This is a genomic window from Actinomyces oricola (assembly GCF_004104015.1).
GTDB classification, from domain to species: domain Bacteria; phylum Actinomycetota; class Actinomycetes; order Actinomycetales; family Actinomycetaceae; genus Actinomyces; species Actinomyces oricola.
Window position 1 is genome coordinate 48,979 of sequence record NZ_RYFV01000012.1, and the last position, 21,647, is coordinate 70,625.

19 protein-coding genes, 1 tRNA gene and 1 pseudogene are annotated in these 21,647 nt (G+C 66.8%); 15 read left to right on the forward strand and 6 right to left on the reverse strand.

Going from position 1 to position 21,647, the window contains the following annotated elements:
* Window positions 1–107: 107 nt before the first annotated feature.
* Both nudC and EUC46_RS06410 read left to right on the forward strand, forming a co-directional pair.
* Window positions 108–1,208, forward strand: a complete 1,101-nt coding sequence (nudC, locus tag EUC46_RS06405) for an NAD(+) diphosphatase (protein WP_128773359.1) — start codon at window positions 108–110, stop codon at window positions 1,206–1,208.
* 147 nt (window positions 1,209–1,355) lie between these two features.
* Window positions 1,356–3,452 (forward strand): ATP-dependent helicase, encoded by a 2,097-nt coding sequence (locus EUC46_RS06410; RefSeq protein WP_128773360.1) that lies wholly within the window; start codon window positions 1,356–1,358, stop codon window positions 3,450–3,452.
* A gap of 13 nt (window positions 3,453–3,465) precedes the next feature.
* On the opposite strand, the gene EUC46_RS06415 is transcribed toward EUC46_RS06410, so the two are convergent.
* On the reverse strand, window positions 3,466–4,374 hold the full coding sequence (locus EUC46_RS06415) for a thiamine biosynthesis protein ThiF (protein ID WP_128773361.1): 909 nt from the start codon (window positions 4,372–4,374) through the stop codon (window positions 3,466–3,468).
* A gap of 206 nt (window positions 4,375–4,580) precedes the next feature.
* Window positions 4,581–5,645: a YlbL family protein gene (locus tag EUC46_RS06420; RefSeq protein WP_338324470.1), complete on the reverse strand. Its 1,065-nt coding sequence runs from the start codon at window positions 5,643–5,645 to the stop codon at window positions 4,581–4,583.
* Between the two features lie 282 nt (window positions 5,646–5,927).
* Between EUC46_RS06420 and EUC46_RS06425 the strand changes: the two genes are divergently transcribed.
* Entirely contained in the window at window positions 5,928–7,406 is a 1,479-nt protein-coding gene (locus tag EUC46_RS06425) for a zinc-dependent metalloprotease (RefSeq protein ID WP_128773363.1), read from the forward strand.
* A 174-nt stretch (window positions 7,407–7,580) separates the two neighbouring features.
* Here the strand turns inward: EUC46_RS06425 and EUC46_RS06430 are convergent, their stop codons facing one another.
* On the reverse strand, window positions 7,581–8,159 hold the full coding sequence (locus EUC46_RS06430; RefSeq protein ID WP_128773364.1) for a PPA1309 family protein: 579 nt from the start codon (window positions 8,157–8,159) through the stop codon (window positions 7,581–7,583).
* Between the two features lie 224 nt (window positions 8,160–8,383).
* Here EUC46_RS06430 and EUC46_RS06435 point away from each other — a divergent pair, with 224 nt between their 5' ends.
* Window positions 8,384–11,647 (forward strand): UPF0182 family membrane protein, encoded by a 3,264-nt coding sequence (locus EUC46_RS06435; protein ID WP_241655437.1) that lies wholly within the window; start codon window positions 8,384–8,386, stop codon window positions 11,645–11,647.
* 115 nt (window positions 11,648–11,762) lie between these two features.
* Here the strand turns inward: EUC46_RS06435 and EUC46_RS06440 are convergent, their stop codons facing one another.
* Complete coding sequence (locus EUC46_RS06440) at window positions 11,763–12,647, reverse strand: SDR family oxidoreductase (RefSeq protein WP_128773365.1); 885 nt, start codon at window positions 12,645–12,647, stop codon at window positions 11,763–11,765.
* Between the two features lie 64 nt (window positions 12,648–12,711).
* Here EUC46_RS06440 and EUC46_RS06445 point away from each other — a divergent pair, with 64 nt between their 5' ends.
* Window positions 12,712–12,873 carry a helix-turn-helix domain-containing protein gene (locus EUC46_RS06445; protein WP_128773366.1) on the forward strand — a complete coding sequence of 54 codons (162 nt, stop codon included), beginning with the start codon at window positions 12,712–12,714 and terminating at the stop codon, window positions 12,871–12,873.
* Window positions 12,874–13,118: 245 nt separating this feature from the next.
* Window positions 13,119–13,192, forward strand: a tRNA-Met gene (locus EUC46_RS06450).
* Here the strand turns inward: EUC46_RS06450 and EUC46_RS13295 are convergent.
* Complete coding sequence (locus EUC46_RS13295; protein WP_338324471.1) at window positions 13,152–13,523, reverse strand: helix-turn-helix domain-containing protein; 372 nt, start codon at window positions 13,521–13,523, stop codon at window positions 13,152–13,154. The genes EUC46_RS06450 and EUC46_RS13295 overlap by 41 nt on opposite strands.
* A gap of 82 nt (window positions 13,524–13,605) precedes the next feature.
* On the opposite strand from EUC46_RS13295, the gene EUC46_RS13445 reads away from it, so the two are divergent.
* From EUC46_RS13445 to EUC46_RS06470, 4 genes and pseudogenes are all read left to right on the forward strand, one after another.
* A complete protein-coding gene (locus EUC46_RS13445) occupies window positions 13,606–13,914 on the forward strand; it encodes a helix-turn-helix domain-containing protein (RefSeq protein WP_164918764.1) in 309 nt (102 codons plus the stop codon).
* A gap of 47 nt (window positions 13,915–13,961) precedes the next feature.
* A complete protein-coding gene (locus EUC46_RS13450; RefSeq protein ID WP_164918765.1) occupies window positions 13,962–15,020 on the forward strand; it encodes a helix-turn-helix domain-containing protein in 1,059 nt (352 codons plus the stop codon).
* Window positions 15,013–15,204, forward strand: a pseudogene (locus EUC46_RS13520) (helix-turn-helix domain-containing protein); the annotation flags it as partial. The gene EUC46_RS13450 and the pseudogene EUC46_RS13520, both read left to right, overlap by 8 nt.
* 60 nt (window positions 15,205–15,264) lie before the next feature.
* Window positions 15,265–16,101, forward strand: a complete 837-nt coding sequence (locus EUC46_RS06470; RefSeq protein WP_128773369.1) for a hypothetical protein — start codon at window positions 15,265–15,267, stop codon at window positions 16,099–16,101.
* 58 nt (window positions 16,102–16,159) lie between these two features.
* Here EUC46_RS06470 and EUC46_RS06475 read toward each other — a convergent pair whose 3' ends face one another.
* Window positions 16,160–16,852 carry a hypothetical protein gene (locus tag EUC46_RS06475; RefSeq protein ID WP_128773370.1) on the reverse strand — a complete coding sequence of 231 codons (693 nt, stop codon included), beginning with the start codon at window positions 16,850–16,852 and terminating at the stop codon, window positions 16,160–16,162.
* 130 nt (window positions 16,853–16,982) lie between these two features.
* Between EUC46_RS06475 and EUC46_RS13455 the strand changes: the two genes are divergently transcribed.
* The 5 genes from EUC46_RS13455 to EUC46_RS06495 all read left to right on the forward strand — a co-directional run bounded on the left by EUC46_RS13455 (window position 16,983) and on the right by EUC46_RS06495 (window position 21,447).
* The gene (locus EUC46_RS13455; protein ID WP_421701428.1) at window positions 16,983–17,546 is read left to right on the forward strand and encodes a DUF6668 family protein; all 564 of its coding nucleotides are present in this window, start codon (window positions 16,983–16,985) and stop codon (window positions 17,544–17,546) included.
* A 47-nt stretch (window positions 17,547–17,593) separates the two neighbouring features.
* Window positions 17,594–17,902 (forward strand): hypothetical protein, encoded by a 309-nt coding sequence (locus EUC46_RS06480; RefSeq protein WP_128773371.1) that lies wholly within the window; start codon window positions 17,594–17,596, stop codon window positions 17,900–17,902.
* Window positions 17,903–17,966: 64 nt separating this feature from the next.
* The gene (locus EUC46_RS06485) at window positions 17,967–18,650 is read left to right on the forward strand and encodes a DUF8175 domain-containg protein (RefSeq protein WP_128773372.1); all 684 of its coding nucleotides are present in this window, start codon (window positions 17,967–17,969) and stop codon (window positions 18,648–18,650) included.
* A 56-nt stretch (window positions 18,651–18,706) separates the two neighbouring features.
* Window positions 18,707–19,957 carry a TrbL/VirB6 family protein gene (locus EUC46_RS06490; RefSeq protein WP_128773373.1) on the forward strand — a complete coding sequence of 417 codons (1,251 nt, stop codon included), beginning with the start codon at window positions 18,707–18,709 and terminating at the stop codon, window positions 19,955–19,957.
* Window positions 19,954–21,447: an SCO6880 family protein gene (locus EUC46_RS06495; protein ID WP_128773374.1), complete on the forward strand. Its 1,494-nt coding sequence runs from the start codon at window positions 19,954–19,956 to the stop codon at window positions 21,445–21,447. The genes EUC46_RS06490 and EUC46_RS06495 overlap by 4 nt, the downstream gene beginning before the upstream one ends.
* The last annotated feature ends 200 nt before the right edge of the window (window positions 21,448–21,647 follow it).

Here is a 21,647-nt window from a genome sequence, read left to right on the forward strand (position 1 = left end):
TCCTGGGCGGGCTGTGCTTCAAGGCCCGGGCCTGCGGCCTGGTGCGAGAAGGAGCGGCGGGGTTTGGTCAGTCAGTAGCCGGCCCGCAGCGGGCCTAGGGTGGCTGCATGTTCTCCCACCAGTTGGCCCTGTCCCGCTCCACCACCAGCCGTGACGCCGAGCGCCGCCTGGACCCGGGCCTGTTGGAGGCCCTGGCGGCCGACCCGGCCACTCGGGTCCTGCTCATTGATGCCCGCGGCCGTGTGGCCCTGACCGGCCCCACCAAGCATCCGGACCTGCCCGACGACGGACTGACTCCCCCCACGTTGGACGACGTCTGGGAGGGCGCCTCACCGGCGGCCATTGAGCTCCCGGAGATCTCCGCCAGTGCGCTGGACCTGAGCGGCCTAACGACCCTCTACCTGGGTTGTGAGAGCGGCAGCGGCCAGGCGGGGCGGGCTCAGGAGGGCAGCGCCTCAGGCACTCGCTGGCTGGCCGTGGTCGTCCCCCAGGAGCTGGAGGTGCCCGAGGCGCCACGCGTCCCGGTCGGGGGCGCCGACGCTGAGGGCGCCGCGGCTGGCCACCCGGACCTGCGGGCGCTCCTGGTGCGACACCCCCTGTCCGCGCTGCGGGGCGTCGGCGCCCAGATGGGAGCCCGCGACGCGGGCCTGGCCACCGCTGCCGCCGCACTGGCGGCCTGGCACGCCGTGTCCCACCACTGCCCTGCCTGCGGCGGGCCCACCAGCATTGTTCAGGCCGGCTGGGCGAGGCGCTGCGCCGTGTGCGGCGCCCTCCACTTCCCCCGCACGGATCCCGCCGTCATTATGTCTGTCACGGACGACAACGACCGGATCCTCCTGGTCCACGGCGCCGCCTGGGAGAAGCGAAGGTTCTCCGTGGTGGCCGGTTTTGTGGAGGCGGGGGAGTCCGTGGAGGCGGCCGTAGTCCGAGAGGTGGCCGAGGAGACTGGGCTGGCGGTGGCCAGCGTGGAGTATGTGGCCTCTCAGCCCTGGCCCTTCCCACGCTCCCTCATGCTCGGCTATCGGGCTCGGCTGGCTCCCGGCCAGCCCCTGGCCCGCCCTGACGGGCGGGAGGTGACCGACGCCGTCGTCGTCTCCCGTGAGGAGCTGACCGAGGCCGTAGCGCAGCGCCGCATCGTCCTGCCGGGGGCGACCTCCATCGCCCGCCTCCTCATTGAGGACTGGTATGGCGGGCCCATTAAGGGCTGACGCGACACTCCACCGCCAGCGCCGCGCCGGCCCGGACCAGCCGGACAGACCGGGGGAGACGGCCGATGGGGCGCGCCCGGCCTACAGCGCCTCAGGCCCGCTCCCAGTCCACGGCCCGCGTCGCAGGCTCGTGGCAGGCTGGGGGCGATGAGCCAGAACCCGCCCGCCCGGGCCTCGCACCCCCTGCCCAGCGCCAGCCAACTCCTGGAAGCCCTGGACCCCGACCAGCGCCAGGTCGCTGAGCACCTGGAGGGGCCCTTGTGCGTCCTGGCGGGCGCCGGCACCGGCAAGACCCGTGCCATTACCTACCGCATTGCCCACGGCGTGGCCACTGGCGCCTACCAGCCCACCCAGGTGCTGGCAGTCACCTTCACCGCCAGGGCCGCCGGGGAGATGCGCTCACGCCTGACGGACCTGGGCGTGCCCGGGGTTCAGGCCCGCACCTTCCACTCCGCGGCCCTGCGTCAACTCACCTACTTCTGGCCCACCGCCATTGGCGGGCGGCGCCCCGCAATCCAATCCCACAAGGCCTCCCTGGTGGGTGCTGCGGCCCGTCGCCTGGGGCTGGGAGGCGACCGGGCCCTCATGAGGGACCTGGCCGGGGAGATTGAGTGGGCCAAGGTCACCATGACCCTGCCCGAGGACTATGTCCAGGCAGCCGCCGCAGCGGGGCGCGCCGAGGTCGCCGGCCTGGACGCCGCCACCGTCGCCGGGGTCCTGGCGGCCTACGAGGAGGCCAAAACCGAGCGCGGCGTCATAGATTTTGAGGACGTTCTGCTTCTCATGGTCGGCATTCTGCTGGACCGCGAGGACATTGCCGCCCAGGTGCGCGGCCAGTACAAGCATTTCGTCGTCGACGAGTACCAGGACGTTTCGCCGCTCCAGCAGCGCCTGCTGGACCTGTGGCTGGGTCGCCGCCGCCAGTTGTGCGTGGTGGGGGACGCCTCTCAGACCATCTACTCCTTCACCGGCGCCACCCCCGAGTTCCTCACTGGCTTCGCCTCCCGCTACGAGGGCGCCCGCACGGTCCGCCTGAGTCGGGACTACCGCTCCACCCCCCAGGTGGTATCTCTGGCCAACCGGGTGCTGGCCCGCTCCCGCAGGGGCACCGGCGGCCCACTCCTGCCCAGGGGCTCCGTCGAGCTCGTCGCCCAGCGCCCCAGCGGTCCGGACGTGCGCTTTGAGACCCACAACGACGACGTCGCCGAAGCCGCCGGGGTCGTCGCCCAGGTGCAGCGCCTGCGCGCCGCCGGGGTGCCCTTGTCCGAGATCGCCGTCCTGTACCGCACCAACTCCCAGTCCGAGGCCGTCGAGCAGGCCCTGACCCAGGCCGGCATCGGCTACCTGGTACGTGGGGGCGAGCGCTTCTTCGAGCGCGAGGAGGTCAAGCGCGCCATGGTGGTGCTGCGCGGTGCCGCCCGCACTGAGAAGGCGTCTCTGACAGGCGACCTGGGCCGCGACGTTCGCATGGTCCTGGCCCGTGAAGGATGGAGCGAGGAACCACCCGCCCCCCGGGGCGCCGTGCGTGAGCGCTGGGACTCCCTGGCCGCCCTGGTCGTCTTGGCCGATGAGCTCTCCGCCAAGCGCGGCGCCACCCTGGAGGCCCTGGTGGCCGAGCTCGCCGAGCGCGCTGACGCCCAGAACGCCCCCACTGTCGAGGGCGTCACCCTGTCCTCCCTGCACGCCGCCAAGGGGCTGGAGTGGGATGCTGTTCTACTCATTGGCGCCAGCGAAGGTCTGCTGCCGATCTCCCTGGCGGAGACGCCCGCAGCCGTGGAGGAGGAACGGCGCCTGCTCTACGTGGGGGTCACCCGGGCTCGGGAGCACCTGGTCATCTCCTGTGCCCGGGCCCGCACTCCGGGCGGGCGGGCCAGCCGCAAACCCACCCGGTTCCTGGATGGCATCTGGCCGGCTCCGGGCGCCCGCAGGCCCCGGCGCCCCGGCGCCGGCGGAGACTCCCCCAGGGCCCGCGCCAAACAGGCCGCCGTCGACTTCGAACAGGACAATGACCCGGCCACCATAGCCCTGTTCGAGGTGCTGCGCGCCTGGCGGGCCGAGGCCGCCAAGGAGCGTTCCAGGCCCGCCTACACGGTCTTCGCCGACGCCACCTTGCGCTCCATCGCCGTGGCCAAGCCCGCCACCCTGCCGCAGCTGTCCCTCATCCGCGGAGTCGGGGCCGTCAAGCTCCAGGAGTACGGTCCGGCGGTTCTGGCCCTCATTGGCGAGCACGCCGCCCAGCAGTGAAGGCGGGGCCGGCTCAGGTCAGGGAGGAGCACAGGCACTCAGGGTGAGGGTCCCAGGCGCGCACCACCCCCAATGGCTCGGCGCCGCTGAGTTCCACGCTTCTTCCCCGCCAGGAGGCCCCCGGAGTGGTGAGCACCTCAATGACCGCCCGTGCCGCCAGGGCCGCCGCCTGGTGGGTCAGGAGGCGCTCGGTGGCAGGCGGGGCCATGGTGCGCAGCTGGGTGGCCAGTGCCGGCCAACTCGGGTCGGCATCCCTCTCCCACAAGTCCAGGCAGGTCGAACACACCGGCTCATTCGGACGGATTACGGGCCCCACCCGCACACTGACCTCCCGCACCGTCACCGGCAGGTGCACCACCCCTGCCTGAGCCAGGCCGCGGGCGCGCACTGGATCTATGACATGCGCCTCCTGGGTGACTACCAGGTCAGGATGATGGCGCAGAGGGGCCCGGGTCTTGACCAAGGGCCAGTCAGCCGCCAGGGCGGCTCCCAGGGGCCGGTCATCGGTCAGCAGGGTGCCGACCCCCGACTCGGCCAATAGCAAGGCGGTCTCCCGCAGCAGGCTCCCGACGCCGAGTAAAGCCACGACAGCCCCCTCCAGGGCGGCACTGCGCTTGCGGTGGCTGTCTACTAGACGGTCCCAGTAGACCTCGTCGGGTGAGACGGGCTCCTCGGTGTTGTCCGCCAGGGCGCCCGCCCCCGTCAGTTCGGCGACGAGTTCGCGGGCACGGGCCACGGGAATCCGCGCCCAACGGGCGTTGCGGTAAAGCGCGGCCGGCTCCAGGCTGTTGTGGAGGCGGTCCAGGAACTGCTGCTCGCGGGGGGACAGGCCGGTGAGGACCAGGGCCGTGCCGGGTTCAGCGCCGAGTTGGCTCTCGCCCTGGCCGCGCCATAGGACCGGGGTGTTTCCGCGGACGCGCATCACTGTTCTCCTCACGGCAGCCCGCAGGGGAGGACCGCTGGAAGGAGCTTGACATCAATGGGGCGCAGTACGCCAGCCTCAAACCGTGGCCTGTGGAAAACTCCTGACGACGGTGGCCGACGCCGCCGGCCGGGGTGAGGCAGTCCCGGCCGGGGTGAGGCAGTCCCGGCCGGTCAATTGGGTTAATTGGGCCGGTCGATTGATGGTCAGCCGCCGGTCGACTGGCAGGTTGGCAGGGAGGAGGTGTCGCCCTCGGCAATGGCTTGGGCGGCGAGGACTGCATCGTGGAGCGTTGCAATGGCGAAGACCTCCAGGCCGTCGGGCTCATGTCCCACGACCTCCGAACAGTTGTCCACCGGCGCCAGGAAATAGCTCGAGCCGTCCTTGCGGGCTCCGGCCATCTTTTGAACAATGCCGCCAATCGGCCCCACCGTGCCGTCAATGGTGATGGTGCCGGTGCCGGCGATGTCCTGGCCCCCGGTCAGGGAGCCCGGAGTGATCTTGTCAATGATCCCCAGGGCGAACATGGTGCCGGCGCTTGGCCCGCCTACGTCGGACAGCGAGAAGGTCGCGTTGATCTCGGAGTCGACCTTGACTGACAGGTTGATCCCCAGGATTGATCCCGAGCGCCCATCCTTCGCGGGCGGGGTCTGCGTGGTCAGTGTGATCCCGAGGGGCTGCCCCTGGCGGGTGACGCCCAGGACCACCTCGGTGCCCGGATCAATGGTCTCCATGAGGGCGCGCAGCTGAGCGTAGGTGGTGATGGTGGTGGTCTCGCCTCCCGCGGGTGTTATCGAGGTCAGCACGTCCCCTTGAACGACCTTGGACTGGAGCTCCTGGGCGGAGGCGCTCTCAATGGTCAGGGTCATCGAGGTAGCCGCGCCGCTCTCCATGAGGGCGGCGATGACCGCGTCGTCCTGGGAGTTGGTCATCTGCGCCTGATTGACCTCGTTGATCTCCTCGGCGGTCAGGGACTGGGGGCAGACCTCGTCGCGGTCCAGGATCACCGCATCAGGGTCCAACCAGGCCCTGATCAGGTCGAACGTGGTCACGGGGTAGCCGGGGCACCCCAGCACCGAAACCGTTGTCATGCGCAGAGCCCCCTCGGCGGGATAGGTGGTGGTGCCGGTAACGGTCAGCAGGTCCCCCTCGCCCTCGGTCCCCGAGTCGGCAAGCACGTTCCAGGTGGGGCCGGGAGCCTCAATAACCTTGTTGACCGGGATTGTGGCGGCCGCGACGACCAGCCCGGCAACCAGGAGGCTGACGAGCATCAGCAGTGTCAGGAACCGCCACCGGCGAGGTGGGCGCCCCGGACCAGAATTCTCAAGAGCGTGGGTATCGGTACTATCCGGTTCGTCACTCACGGTTCCATCATGGCCCATGAGGTATGGAAAGCCCTACCGGCGATCACAATCCATCGGCGGTCACAGTCGGCGTACGGCTTGCGCTCAGGAAGACGTGGCAGGATCGTGGGTGCATAAGGAGGCCGCTCGCCGTCGGGGCGCCTGGTGGCCGCCTTCACCACCTCCAGCCCATCCAAGGAGAGGAACCACATGAGCGAAGACCGCCACGGCGAGGACCCCTTCGCCCAGATCGAGGAGCTACTCTCCTCCCTCTTCGGTGAGCAAACGGCCGCTGACGCCGTAGGCGCCCTGCGTTCTTCAGGTGTGGACCCGGCCGACCTGGCCCGCATGAGCGGCATGGGGGACCTTTCTCAACTCAGCCCCGGCCAGCGCATGGCCCTACAAGCCCAGTTCCAGCAGATGCTCGCTTCCGCTGACTCTGAGCCCGTCAACTGGACCATGGGCAAGGACCTGGCGCTCCAGGAGGCCCGGGGGAAGGGCGACCCGGCCATTACCGCGACCCAGGCCCAGGCCGCCCGTCAGGCCTTGACCGTGGCAGACCTGTGGCTGGACACCGTCACCGACTTTATGCCGGCCCCTGGCGCACGTGAGGCCTGGAGCCGCTCGGACTGGGTGGAGCGGACCGTGCCGGTGTGGCGGGAAGTGTGCGCTCCCGTGGCCGGAGCCGCCACCAGGGCCCTGGCAGAGGCCCTGGAGCACCAGATCAGGGAGATACCCGAGTCCATGGGCGAGGCCGCCCGCCAAATGGGGGCCTTGGGATCGATTATGCGCTCCATGGCCGGTGCCGCCTTCGGTCTCCAGCTCGGACACGCTATTGGTGAGCTCGCCGGTGAGGCGGTGGCCTCCACTGACGTGGGCCTGCCCTTGACACGGGAGCCGGGCACCGCCCTGGTGCCCGCCAATGTGGCTGCTTTTGCCGAAGGCTTAGAGGCTCCAGAGGAGGAGGTGCGCATGTTCCTCGCTGTTCGTGAGGCGGCCGCCGCGCGCCTGTACGCCCATGTGCCCTGGCTGCGTGGGGGCCTCCTCGGGGCGGTCGAGGCCTATGCTCGCGAAATCCGCATTGACCACGAGGCCGTCCAGGCGGCGGTCACCCAGGTCGACCCGAACGATCCTGAGGCACTGCGGGCGGCGCTGGAGGGCGGCATGTTCGCCCCCCAGGAGACACCGGCCCAACGCGGCGCCCTGGAGCGCCTTGAGACCCTGCTGGCGCTGGTGGAGGGGTGGGTCGAGGTGGTCACCGCCCGCGCCACCGCCCCCCACCTTCCTCACGCCATGGCCCTGCAGGAGATGGTGCGCAGACGCCGCGCTCAGGGCGGGCCCGCCGAGCAGGTCTTCTCCCGGCTCATCGGGCTCACCTTCCGGCCCCGGCGCGCCCGGGAGGCCGCCGAACTGTGGCGGCTGCTGGGGGCCGAGGTCGGGGAAGCGGAGCGGGACGCCTACTGGCGCCATCCCGATGTGATCCCCACAGCGGCCGAGCTGACCAACCCCAACGACTTCCTCGTGCTGCGCCGGGCCGCCCAGGACATGGATGCGCAGATGGACGCCGATCTCGCCTCCCTGCTGGATGGGACCCTGGGGTATGCCGAGGGCGCCAAGGAGGCTGACGAGAACTCCTCCGAGGGCTTGGACGGGCCCGAGGATCCTCCCGGGCGGGCCCCGGGCGAGTAGCCAGAAGGAGACTGGGAGGCGGCCGGTTGCTTTTCCCGGGGCCCGCCCCGCCTCCCGGTCCCGGTACCCGTCAGGGCCGCTCGGTGGCCACCGTAATCGCGACGCCGCGCGCCCCCAGTTCCGGGCGCCCGTCATAACCCGTCATAAGCGGGCATGGGCCCAGGCGGGTGGGGTTCAGGCCAGAGTGGCGCGCAGCGCCTCAACCAGGCCCGGGACCACGTCGGGGCCCTGTACCACCTGCCCGGGGGAGTCGTGGGAGCGGGTGCGCAGGGCGCACCAGGACGGGCCGCCCCGCAGGACGCCCACAACTATGCGCACCTCGTCGCGCCCGGGATGGGAGGTGAGAAAAGTTAGGCGTTCCTGGGCGTCGGTGATTGAGGCGGCCTCCTTCTCGGCGGCCGGGGGCACAATGATCCGCTCCACGCTCAGGGCCGCGCCATCGACAGTGTTGGGCCACGCCAGCTGCCCGAGCAGATCCTCCAGGTCGGTTGAGGCGGGCAGTTCCTCCTGCTCGATGGCGGTCAACGATTCTGGGTCGACCGCGGCCTGTTCCCGCGCCGAACGGTCCAACAACCCGGCGAGGCGGGGGTCGGCCGCCAGTGCCCCAGCAGTGCGCACCAGCGCGAAAACACCGACGGCGGCGTCCCAACCGCGCTGGGCGACGTACTCCTCAATATCAACCACGCAGCGGACAAGGGCCGCCTGGCGAGCAGGGGCGGACATGGGGCGAGGCGGGAGAGGATCATCAGCCATGCACCCCATGGTCGCATCAGTTGGCGCGCCCCTGTGGAGGCTCGAAGCCGGTGGGGCGGGAGGAGTCGAGGGGAGTACTGCCGCCCGGCCGGCGCATCCCAGAGGCAGGTGCTGTCCATCCGAGTTTTGTGACCTTGACCGCCTATGGGACGATGTGCGGGTCCGGCGTCCCCGGCGTCGGAGGATCTTGTACCAGAGCCGTACAACTGAGACGGAGCGTGACCGTGAGCAGATGGTCCGACGACGAGCCCACTGACCTGCCCGACTCCACCTCGCCTGACGGCGAGGGTGATGAGGGCGGCACTGAGGACGACCGAGCCAGCAGTAGTCGTGAGGATCGGGTCCGCTCGGGCTTTTTCGCCCGGGCGGAGGCCTGGTCGCGCATTGGCGCCCGGCAGGGTTCCGGCTCCAAGTCCGAGAAGAAAGAGCCCAAGGGCGGATCCCCCTCGGGGCCCCGCACCCCCCGTTCGGGCCGCGGTCCCGACCGGCGCCAGCCGGGCCCCCTGGCCACCACTATTGGGATCCTCCTGGCCGCCGGGGTGATCATCGTCTTCCTGTCCCAGGTTTGGACGGAGGTGCTCTGGTACAACCAGCTCGGCTTCGCCCGCGTCTTGTGGACCCAGTGGATCAGTACCGGCGTGCTCTTCATTGTCGGCTTCCTGGTCATGTTCCTGGCCATCCTGGGGGCCATGTTCAGCGCCTACCGGGCGCGCGAAATAAGTCTCCCCACCGATGAGGCGGCCCGGAACCTGGAGGCCTACCGCACCGCCATCGAACCGCTGCGCCGCCCCCTGGGCTGGGGCGTACCCGCGGTCCTGGCGCTGCTGGGAGCGGCCTGGGAGCTCGCGCCTCACTGGCGGGAGATCCTGCTTGCGCTCAACGCCGAGCCCTTCGGGGTCAAGGACCCCCAGTTCGGTCTGGACGTGTCCTTCTACGTCTTCATCCTGCCGGTGCTCTCCATCCTGGTGGGCTATCTCTCGCGCGTGGTGATCTTCGCCGGGCTCGCCAGCGTCGTCGTCCACTACCTGTATGGCGGCATTTCCGTGGTGCGCCAGCCCCATTTCACTCGTGCGGCCCGCGTCCACCTGGCGGTCTTCCTCACCCTGTTCTCCCTGCTGGAGGGGGCGAGGCACTGGCTGGGGCGCTACACGGCCCTGTACGCCTCGAATCCCAAGTTCGACGGCGCCACCTACACCGATGTCAACGCCGTCATCCCCGCCAACGGGATCCTTGCGGCGATCGCCGTGGTTATCGCGGTGCTCTTCGTATTCTCGGTGCGCTCCTCGTCCTGGAGGCTGCCGATCACCGGCGTAGCGGTCATGGTCGTTTCCTCGCTGCTGATTGGGGTCGTCTACCCGCTGGCGGTGCAGAAGTTCGTCGTGGACCCCAACGCTCAGCGTGAAGAGGCCCAGTACATCGACCGGAACATTAAGGCCACCCTGGCCGCCTACGGCCTGGACGGGGTTGAGATCACCGCCTACGACGCCACTACCACCGCCGAGGCCGGCCAGCTCCTGGCCGACGCGGAATCCACCACCTCCATTCGGCTCCTGGATCCCAACCTGGTGTCCGCCACCTTCCGCCAGCTTCAGCAGAACAAGCAGTACTACTCCTTCTCATCGTCCCTGAACGTGGACCGCTATGTCGTCGATGGCAGCAGCCGCGACACCGTCATTGCGGTGCGCGAACTCAACCTCGATGGCCTGGACGCCGGGCAGCGCACATGGATCAATGAGCACACCGTCTACACCCACGGCTACGGTGTGGTCACCGCCTACGGCAATACCGTGGCCTCTGGCGGTGTCCCCTCCTTCTGGGAGGGCGGCATCCCCTCCACCGGCGACCTGGGGGACTACGAGCCGCGAATCTACTTCGGCCAGAGCTCCCCGTCGTACTCCATTGTCGGGGGCGACGACGGCGGCAACCCGCGCGAACTGGACTACCCCGACGACACAGCGCAGTCGGGGCAGGTCAACACCACCTTCGCCGGCAACGGCGGACCGGATGTGTCCAACCCCTGGAACCGTCTGCTCTACGCGGTGAAGTTCCAGGAGATGAACATCCTGTTCTCCCAGGAGGTGCGGGACGGCTCCCAGATCCTCTACGACCGCAACCCGGCCGAGCGAGTGGCCAAGGTGGCGCCGTGGCTGACCCTGGACGGCAACCCGTACCCCGCGGTCGTTGACGACGATGATGACCCGAATACCCCGCGGCGCGTGGTGTGGATTGTTGACGGGTACACCACCTCCAACAACTACCCCTACTCCCAGCACGAATCCCTTGAGGACACCGTTAGTGACGCCACCACCGGCTCGACTGCCCTGCTGGGGGCGCCCGCGGAGTCCAACTACGTGCGCAACTCTGTTAAGGCCGTGGTGGACGCTTACGACGGCTCGGTCACCCTCTATCAATGGGATGAGAACGACCCGATCCTGCGGGCCTGGGAGTCGGTGTTCCCGGGGGCGATCACCCCAATGAGTGAGATGAGTGCCGACCTCATGGCGCACATGCGCTATCCCGAGGACCTGTTCAAGGTTCAGCGCACTGTCATGGCCAGGTACCACGTCACCGACCCTGAGGACTTCTACTCCGGCGGCGACTTCTGGAAGGTGCCCGACGACCCCACTAAGGATGGTGACGGCGCCCAGGCCCCCTACTACCTCACCTTGAAGATGCCGGACCAGGAGAACGCCTCCTTCTCCCTGTCCAGCGTCTACATCATTGGCGGGAACACCGACCGCAATGTGCTCACCGGTTTCTTGGCGGTGGACTCCGAGACGGCCACGGGCCAACCGGGGGTGCGCAACCCCGGTTACGGCAAGCTGAGACTCCTGGAGCTGCCGCGTTCCTCGAACGTGGCGGGCCCGGGTCAGGTGCAGAACAACTTCGACTCCAACCAAGTGGCCTCACCGGCCCTCAACCTGCTTTCCCAACAAGGCTCGCAGGTGATCAAGGGCAACCTGCTGACCCTGCCTGTGGGCGGTGGACTGCTCTATGTCCAACCGGTGTATGTCCAGTCATCCCAGGGCACGCAGTACCCGCTGCTGCGCAAGGTACTGGTGGCCTTCGGCGACAGGGTCGGTTTCGCGGACACGCTCTCAGAGGCGCTCGACCAGATCTTCGGCGGGGACTCCGGCGCGACAACTGGGGAGCAGGTTGTCGACGGCGACGCTGGAGCCGCGAACGACACCTCTGACGCCGACGCGGTCGCTCAGGGGGCTGAGACTGCGCCCACGGACGCCCCCAGCGCAGCCGCCGGCACCGCCCCGAGCCCGACGCCCACCCCTAGCGCCGCCGCCTCCGCCTCAGCCGGGACGGGGGACCCCAAGACCGACCTGGATACGGCCCTGGCTGACGCCCAGGCGGCAATGACCGAAGCGGACACCGCTTTGAAGAATGGCGATTGGGCCGCCTACGGCGTGGCGCAGGACAAGCTCGACGACGCCATTACCAGAGCCATCGACGCTCAACAGCGCATGGGCGGGTAAGACGCCCGCGCGGGCCGCTGCGCTGCAGCGCCGGTCGTGCCTGGTGTCCCCAAGAAAGTCTTGTTGGGGACACCAGGCACGTCATTTACGAGCGGATTGTCGCCAAACGCCCGAACTAGCGTCGACTGCTCTTCTCCCCGGGCCGGTCTTCGTCCCCGCTGCCGGGTGTGGGTGCGAGGCCTGCGAGGGGCCCGTAGAAATGGGAGGCGGTGCTGCCGCCGTCGATGAGGATGTCGCTGCCGGTGATGAACGAGCCGCGGTCGCTCATCAGCAGTTCGCCCACGGTGCCGACCTCATCGGGGGTCCCGGCACGGCCGGCCGGGGAGAGCTCGATCATGCGCCGGTACCCGGCACCGTTGGAGCCGTTCAGCTCGTCGAGGGCGAGCGGGGTGATAATGATGCCGGGGCTGATCGCATTGACCCGCGCCCCGCGCTCGGCCCATCGCACGGCCTCGGCCTGGACCCGGAGCACATTGGCGCGTTTGGAAATCTGGTACGCGTGCAGGCCGTCGCGCAGCTGCCCGGGCTGGAGCAGGGGCAGTGAGAGCAGTTCGTCGACCGGGGTGGTCGCGAGAGCGCGGTCCGCCTCGGCGCTGAGTGAGGGCAGGCGGTGGCCGGACTGGGAGGAGATCACCACGGCAGAGCCGCCCGCGGCAATCACCCGGCCGAACTCCTCCAGGACGAGCGCGGTGCCGTAGAGGTCGACGTGAAGAATCTGCTCGATCGAGGCCTGGCTGGCCGAGACACCGGCGGCATGGACAACGCCGGTGATCTCGCCGAGCGCGTTCGCCGTTTCTACGAGGGCGCGCACGGACTCCCGGGACGAGACGTCCACGACGGCGGTGGATGTCTTGAAGCCGGCGTCGGCGAGCACCTGCGCCGCGGCGTCGGCGTTCTCCTGTCGCACATCGGCGAGCAGGACGTGACGTCCGGCGCTGACGCGGCGGGCGATCGCCTGCCCGATGGATCCGGATCCGATGACAACGGTGATCTGAGTCATGAGGGTTCCTTCCTTCAGACGGCGAGCATAACCTCCCTCGCATTTCGCGACATTTTGCTCGTTTGTGACCACCCCGCCTACCGACGACCTACGTGGCCGACGACACCAACGAGGCCCGACCCTCGCCCAGGCCGCCACTGACCTGAACACCTCACCGGCCCGCATTAGCGAACTTGAACGCGGCACCCGCCTCGGCACCATCCTCGCCAACATCTACCGCCACTAATCACTATCGCCTCACCACCCCTTGACGCCCATAGGAGCATCACCAGCGGCCGGCAGCTTTTAGGAGGTTTGGGTCAGGAACAGGCGCTGGAAGCGGCGAGCGCCCTTATGGGGCGTGACTGTGCCGGAGGCGATCTGAGGGGCGCGGCAATGGGGCCGCTCGGCCGCAGCCGATTGAAGGTGAGGCAAAGCACGTACCTCAGACTTGAGGCCGGCAGCGAGGTTGGCCTATTGTTATCTGGCCGACGCGGGGTGGAGCAGTTCGGTAGCTCGCCGGGCTCATAACCCGGAGGTCGCAGGTTCGAATCCTGCCCCCGCCACGAGACCGGGGGCCCCGGCACCATCAGGTGCCGGGGCCTTCCGCGTTCCCGGCACGTAGGGCGCTGGCGTGAAACCTGCCTGCGCGCTGTAAGACGGCATGAGCGAGTCGACGTTGACCCCAAGAGCCTCAGCGGTTGCATACAGATCGGCCAGGCTCCATCCCACCTGCCCTCGGAGCTTGAGGGAGATCGACGGACCGGACATACCGATGCGCCGCCCAAGCTCTGCGCGAGTAATGCCCTGGTGAAACATCACCTGGTTGATCGTCATACCAAGCGCCGCGTCGGCGCTCAGTGTGCCAGGAGGGGTGAGGAGCCGTTCGTTCATCATGGTTCAACTCTGTCATGAACGATTAAGATCGTCAACATCCTCGTGATGGATCTTACGCATGTAGCCGTGTACCATCATGTTCATGGCAGTTAAGAATCCTTACGGAGAAGGCGAGTTGCTCACGGCGGCTGAAGTCGCTGAGCTCCTCCCTGACACGTCAGCGCAGACGGTCTTGAGGTGGGCTCGGCAGGGCGCACTCGCCTTCGTCAAGCTTCCGAGCGGACGCAAGTACTTCCGACGAGCCGACATTGAGGCTCTGCTGACGCCAGTGGTCGCCTCTGCTGCGTCTGCGGGGTCGGCTGATGCTGCGGGTCCGGTTGAGATGCCTGGACAGGGTCGCTTGTGGTCGGCGGCGATGTCGTCGCCTGCTGGTGGGGGTGATCCGTCGTGAGTGTGGTGGCGTCGGCATGGGCGTGGTCGGTTATGGGGGCGGGTCCGATGCCGAAGTTGGTGTTGGCGGCGTTGGCGGATCAGGCGGATGACGATGGTTGGTGCTGGCCGTCGCAGGCGGCGATCGCGGAGCGTTGTGAGATGGGCGAGCGGACAGTGCGGAGGCATATCGCGACGCTCCGGAGTCTGGGACTTTTGACCCCTGTGGCGAGGTCTTCGTCGTGGGGTCGGCGGTCGAATGGGTATCAGCTTCATGTGGGTGCCGTGGTGGATGCTGGTGAGAATTCGTTGGAATCCGGGCAACAGGCCAATCTGGCCTCTTGCGATGACTCGTCGGACGACGAGTCTGTGGATAACTCGCCCGGGGGGTGTGTTTCTGTTGAGATTCCGGCAACAGGCCAATCTGGCCTCTTGCGCAACCGGCCAGATTGGCCTCTTGCGCAACCGGCCACTGTTGGCCGGTCGCAACCGGCCAACAGTGGCCGGTTGCTACCTATAAAGGAAGAACCACCATTAGAACCACCAGACCAGACCGAGCTTGACCGCGAGGAGTCTCCAGCGCGCGGGGCGCCGTTGGTTGGGTCTGGTCCGGCACCCGAGGACCCGGGACATTCGTCCCAGACTGGTGGGCGGGGTCCGGCTCCGGCGGGGCCGGGTGGGGCGGTTCACCTGCTGGGTTCGTGCCTGCCTGAGCGGATGAGGGTTCTGGATCCTGAGGGGGCTCGGGTGGTGGCTGGGCTGCTGGTTGAGCGGTTGGATGCGGGGTGGCGTCCGGAGGAGATCATGCGGGTGATGGATCAGCGGCTGCCGGCGTCGGTGGGGCGTTTGTCGTCGTTGGTGGCGCACCGGCTGCGGGTGAATGTGGCGCCGGATCTGGCGCCGATGCGGGGATCGCCGGCGGTTGATCGGTTGGGGATGTCTGATGATGAGCGTTTTGCGTTGGCGCGGCGTCGGTCGGAGGCGTTGGCTGCTGAGCGGCCTCGTCGGGGGGATCCGGCTTTTGGCCGGGCTTTTGAGGAGGCTCGGCTTGAGATGCCGGGTGCGGATCATTTGGCGCTTGCTCGGAGGGCTGCGGACATTCTTCGTGTGGGAGTTTGTGATGAGTGATGTGCGTGTGTCGTGGCTTGTGTGGGCGAGGGGTTTGGTGGGGTTGACGCCCTCGGAGTCCCTGGTGGTTGGTGAGTTGGCGCGTTTAGCGGATTGGCGTGGTGAGGCGATTGTCGCGGTTGATCATTTGGCTGGTGCGACGGGTAGGTCGCGTCGGTCGGTGTTGCGGGCTTTGGCGGGTTTGGAGGCTCGGGGTGTGTTGGAGCGGCGCCGGCGGCGTGTTGGTGGGCGGCAGGCGGCGTCGGTGCTGCGGTTGTTGCCTGTTGATGAGCCTTTGGATGAGGTCGAGGAGGCTGAGTCGGCGGTGAGGGTGTATCGGTTCGCTTTGCCGGAGATTGATCCGGAGGGTCGGTGGGTCGCGACGGCTGATGATGAGGGTTTGCGGGACGCGATTGTCGGGGCGGTCGCGCAGGATTGGGCTGGTGGCGAGGATGTTGGGGTGGTGTGCCGGAGTTTGGATCGCGCGGTTGAGCGTCAGTTGTCGGGGGCGGTGAGGGACGGGATCCGGTTTGCTCGGTTGAGTCGGGATGAGGCGAAGGCGGACACGATGTCTTCGGCGTGGGAGGTTTTGCGTTTGGAGACGCGTCGTGTGGTGATGGCGGATCGGCCGTGGGCGATGTGGACGGCGCTGACTCGTCGGGAGGCGCGTCGTGGTCGGGATGAAGGATTGCCTGACGGGGTGTCGGTCTCCACAGTGGATCCGGCGTTGCTGACCGACGGTGGCGTGGATCTTCCGGGGGCGGTGGTTCGGCGCTCGGTGGTGGCGTTGGATGATTTCGAAACCGTGTTGTCTGGTGTTGTGGCGGCCCTGGTGGGGGCTGGGATGAGTGAGACGATCGCGTGGGCTGGGACGCGGCGGGTCGCGGAGTTGTCGCTTCGTGGGGCGTCTCGGCGGCACACGTTGGCGGGTGAGGATCCGCGTTTGGAGGATTTGGGGGCGTCTCCTGCGTGTGCGCGGGCGTGGATGACGTTGTTGGTGGGTTCTCGTCGGGGTGCGCAGGTTCCGGTGGTGCAGATGAGTGAGGATGAGTTAGCGATGGGTGCGTGCAGGGTCGCTCGTGCCTACAGCAAGCGTGAGTGACGTCACAATTGTCTGGGTGACATTGTGGCACTCAGCACAGAATGTGATGTAGGTCATATTAGGGGTGGTGGGTGTGGATCTGGGTGATGAGGTTGAGGGGGTCGACGTGGTGGGTCTCGGGGATCCATGGGGTCTCGGCGCTGGCTTGGATGCTGTGCCAGAAGATGATGCCGTCGACGGGGTCGGGGTCTGGGGGGTTGTCCTCGTTGATCTGTTCGGCCATCGACATGTAGAGCGTGCGGGCTTGGGTGAGAGTTGTGGTGTCGTGGTCGACGATGGGGCTGGACCAGATGTCGTCGGGGCCGTTGGGGTCGTCTCCGTCGAGGGTGACGAGCCACAGGTTGCGTGATGCGAGGTCGAGGTCGGGGGTGATCGGGGCCGTGGTGTTCGGGTGGTCTCCGATGATGGTGGGTCTGGTGTGGGTTTTCATCTGCTGGTGCGCGATGGCCAGGAGTTGGGACTGGGGGGTGTGATCGGCTCGAACCCATGGGGTTTCGATGATGGCGGTGAGGCGGTACCAGAAGGTGGCGCACTGCTTGGGGATCATGACGGCGATGTCGGCGAGGCGGGTGTAGAGGTCGGTCGCGTCATCGGGGATGGGTTGGAGGAGGCGATGGAACTCGGTGCGGGCGGCGCCGTGGCGGGCTTGGGTGAGGGGGCAGTAGGCGGTGGTGCTCGGGTGGGGTCCGTGGGTGACTGCCCAGCTGTGGTGAATCGTGGCGACGCTGCCGACTGATTCGTCCCCGAGCATTTGTTTCTCCTTAGTTTATTCGCCTGTTGGTGTCACGGTACTCGACGGTGTTGGGTGTTGGTCTGATTCTTGGCGGGTGTGGTGCGCGCACGGTCTACGTGGGGTTATAGGGAGGTGGCCCCTGATGACGATGGTGAATCCGTGGCTGGATCTGGATGAGGATGCGGGTGCGGGCTTGGAGGAGCCCGGGCGGGCGGGTTTGGAGGAGCCCGGGGTGCGGGTGCGTTCGTGGTTGCCGGTGGCTGAGGTTCCTGAGGTTGATGATGGGTTGCCGTTGGTCGAGGTGGCTGAGGGGCGTGTGTGGGTGGTTGGGGCTCATGGGGGTGCGGGGACGAGCACGGTGGCGTTGGTTTCGGGTGTGGCTGAGGCGGGCACGGGCTGGCCGGTGCCGGCTAAGGGTGTGTCCAGGGTGTGGATTGTGGCGCGCACGAATCATGCGGGGATGCGTGCGGCGCAAAGTGCTGCGGTGCAGTGGGCTGGTGGTGGTGTGCCCGGGGTGGACTTGGCGGGTGTGGTGTGGGTCGCCGATGCGCCTGGGCGTCTGCCACGAGTCCTGCGCGAGGACAAGGCGCTGATTTCGGGGGCTTTCCCGTCGAGCCTGATGGTTCCCTGGGTGGGGGCGTGGCGTGAGGGTGGGGTGCAGACCTCGTCGATTCCGAAGCGGGCGCTAAGAATTCTTAGCGCAATTCAATAGTGCAATTGTTAGTCGCTGTCAGAACAGGAGAAGGAAGGATGACAGTCATGATCAGTAGTATTCCCAGGGCGGCGCTTACGCTTTATGCTTTTGTCGCTCCGTTGGTTGATGCCTCTCCCGTGGAGCCGCCGGGCATCGCGGCTGATGTTAAGACGGTTTTGGGGTACCTTATGTGGGGTGGTGGCATTGCGTGTGTCGTCGCTATTGTGACGATCGGGATAATTTTTATTCTGAACGCTACGGGTCGTATTGGTGGCGGCGCTGAGGAGATTATTAACAGGATCGGGCTCGTGGCGATTGGCGCCGGGCTCCTCGGTGGGGCTACCGGCATCGGTTATGCGTTGACGGGGGTGTGATATGAGCTCGAATAGTGGGCCGTTAGCGGAGTTGTTCAAGAGTCGGGGATTCATAGCGGGTCTCGTGTTTGTCGTCCTCGTCGTGGGTATGGGGGTGTGGATCGTCTTTGATCCAAGAGCGTCGGACGGCGGGGGCGCCCGTGCTGGTGGTCAGCAGGGGACCCAAGAGTCCGTGGAGTTGGCTACCGAGTCAACGGCGCCTGAATCGGTGTCGGAGTGCGGCCTGGATGCCGGTGATCAGTCCATTCCTACTGGGCCGTTGCCTATGAAGTCGGTCAGGGTCGGTCAGACGGTCACGGCGCCGGTGGTTGAGGGTGTTGGTCCGGGTGTTATTGAGGATGGTGAGGTGAGTCATTGTTTTGCTCATTCGCCAACGGGTGCGGTTGTTGCGGCCGTGAATTTCATGAGGTGGTTCTCGGCGCGGGAAAAGCTTCCGGACGTGATCACGGCCCTCATGGTCCCCGGGTCTGATCGGGATCGGTTGGCGTCTCAGGTTGAGGTGGGGTGGGACGGGTCGGTGTCCTCTCCGTTTGCGATTATGGGTTACAAGGTCGAGGTCAGGAGCAGTGACGAGGTTCTGGTCACGGTCCTGACGTCGAAATCGGTTGATGTTCTCCAACTCGTGTCGTGGCCGCTGGTCATGGTGTGGGAATCTGGGGACTGGAAGGTGGAGACTCCTGCGAATGATTCGTGGGGCGAACAAGCAGAGACGTCTACGGACGCTTTTACAGCCTGGGTAGTCCGATAATGTCGGATTGTTGGTTTTGGCAAGTTGAGTGCAAAGCCGAAGAGACTGCTGAGAAGGTGGCCGAGAACATTGTCGCGATGTGGGGGAGGTCGACCCTTGAGGCGTTGGACAAGGCGTTAGCGAAGGTTGGCACCTTCTGGGTGGACATGGAAACCCCGGATGTGTCGTCGGAGTCGTCGGCAACAGCTTATGTCGTTGATTCGACCGAATGGATATCCGGCGTGCTTCTTATCGGGTCGATCATGGTTGCCAGCATTTACGTGATGTGGAATATGCGCGGTGAGGAGATCCGCAAAATAGTGGGCGGTGTTCTGCGCATGATCATTATCAGTGGTCTTGCGGCCACTGTGACACAGTTAGCGATTAACATTTCGGATGGTTTGAGTACGTGGTTCCTTACCGAGGCCGTTGATGACATGAACGGTAGTTTCGCCACGAAGCTGCTGGTGATCACGAGCGTGTCTCCGACTGGGGTCGGGTGGCTGACGATCATCCTTGGTGGGATTTGCGGGATTATTGCGAACCTCATCCAGATGGGGTTGATGTTTGTCCGGTCGGCGATGCTGGTGTTGATCACCGGTATTATTCCTTTGGCGAGTGCGGCGGCGCTCACTGACTGGGGGAAGGAGTGGCTATCGAAGATCATCGGTTGGACCGTGGCGTTCGCGCTCATGAAACCGGCGGCGGCGATTATTTATGGGGTCGCGATTAAATTAGTGACCTCGAACTCGATCACGGCAATGGATGATCTGGGTAGTTTCATCCAGGGAATTATTTTGATGGTGATGGCGGCCATGGCGTTGCCGGCCTTGGTGAAGTTCGTCGTGCCTGCGGCTGGCGCGGTTGCGTCGGGGTCGGGCGCTGCAGTGCTGGCTGGTGGAGCCGGCGCGGTGGCGACCGGTGCGGTGCATGTTACTCGCAGCGGTGGATCGGGAGGGTCCTCGGGGCGGGGATCGTCGGGCTCGTCAGGCGACGACGGGGACAGTGGACCGACTGGGGCGAGGGGCCGGCCCGGCGCCGGTGGTAGTTCAGCGGATGCCTCATCGGGTGCTTCTGGTACTGCAAGAGGCGCTTCGGGCGCGTCGAGTGCGGGTGCGTCGGGTGCGGCTGGCGCGGGCGGTGGTGGCGCTTCGGGCGCTTCGAGTGCGGGTGCGTCGGGTGCGGCTGGCGGGGGTGTGGCTGGGGGCGCTGCCATGGTGGTGATGGCCGGGTTGCAGGTGGCTCAGAAGGGGGCGGATGTGGTTGTGGACACGACCGAGGAAGCCACCGGTGAAAGTGCGTCGGGTGCCGGGGAGGTAGCCAGATGAGCGACAAGACAGCGGTGGTCACGTACGGCGGCTGGCGTGTGAGCCGTCCTGCTGGTCTGGCTAAGTTCACGGTGGGGCAGACCTTGGTCTTGTTCGCTGCGTCTGTGGTCTTAGTGATTGTTGAGATCACGATGGGGATGAGATGGCTGTTCATTTTGGGTGCGCCGGTGGTTCTGGTCGCGGTTCTGGCCACGATCCGAGACAAGTTCGGGCTGAGTTGGTTTGACAGACGAAAGGAACGGGCCGTGTTTAGAAGGGCTCGCCGGAAGAAAACGAATATTTTTCGTGCGGGCTTGCTGGACCCGTCCAGGCACAGCTCGGGGAAGTGCCGGCTGCCCGGGCTGCTCGGGGCCTTGACCGTGAGTGAGCATGAGGATGCTTGGGGGCGCCCTTTCACCGTGATTCGGCATGGTGATGGACGTTTGACGGTCCCGATGGCGTTGGCTCCGGCGGGAGAGGACCTGGTCGATCGGGATGCGATCGAGCGCAAGGTTGCCTTGTGGGGGTTGCAGTTGGCGGACTTGGCCAACGAGACGGGGATCGTGGGAGCGACCGTGACGGTGGAGACGAGTCCTGACACGGGGCAGCGTCTGCGCCGTGAGGTCACCGCGCGCCGTGACCCTGAGGGTCCTGTGCTGGGGCGCCAAATAGTTGATGACGTTGTGGCGGCCGCGGCCGGTACTGGGGTCGAGGTTCGCACGTGGGTGACGTTGTCGTTCGATCCTGGGAGTATGACTGGACGGGGAGGGCATGCTCGTGCTGTTCAGGACATTGCCACACGCCTGCCGGGTTTGACGCAGAATCTTGTCGAGTCCGGGGATGGGGCGGTTCACCTGCTCAGGGCCGCGGAGATGGTGCGGCTGGTGCGTGAGGCTTTTGATCCTGAGTCATCGATGGTGTTCGAGCAGGCCGTGACGGCTGGGCGGGTGATCGACCTGGATTGGTCGGAGGCCGGGCCGGTGAGCGCGGAGGCCGGCTGGGACCATTACCGGCACGACTCCGGTGTGTCGCGGTCGTGGGTGATGAGCCGGCCTCCGCGTGGGGTCGTTCAGGCGCGGGTCCTCAAGCGTGTCCTCGAGGTCAGCAGGGACGTGGAGATTAAACGTGTCACTGTGCTGTATCAGCCGATGGATCCTGCCCGGGCGCCGGATGTGGTGGAGAGCGATGTGGACAAGGCCGAGGCTCAACAGCGCATGTCTAAACGTCCGACCGAGCGCATGAAGCGGGAGGTCGCTCAGGCGCGCAGGACGTCTCAGGAGGAATCGGCCGGGGCGGCGGTCATCGATTTCGGGGTGGTGATCACGGCGACGGTGTCGTCGGGTCCGGACGACACCGATCGGTTGGAGACCGCTTCAGCGGCGGTTGTGGCTGGGGCTGCGGGCTCTCATTTGCTGGTGCGCCCCGCCTATGGGGCTCAAGACGCCGCGTTCGCGATGGGGTTGCCGTTGGGGATGCCGCCGACACGACAGCGTCTTATTGGGGGGTGGTGAGCGTGGACCTGGGCAGTTGGCTGCTGGGGACGGCCGATAGGCGTCGAGAGCCATCGGGGCCGGGCAGTGGGCGCGTGGCGGCAATGCCGAGGATGGAGCCGTGGAGGGGCACATCGGTTCAGGTGTGCGGATTGTGGCCACTGATTAGTGGGGGCGCCCCTCCAACGGTCGGGGCGCCCCTGGGGCGGGTCCTGGACGGA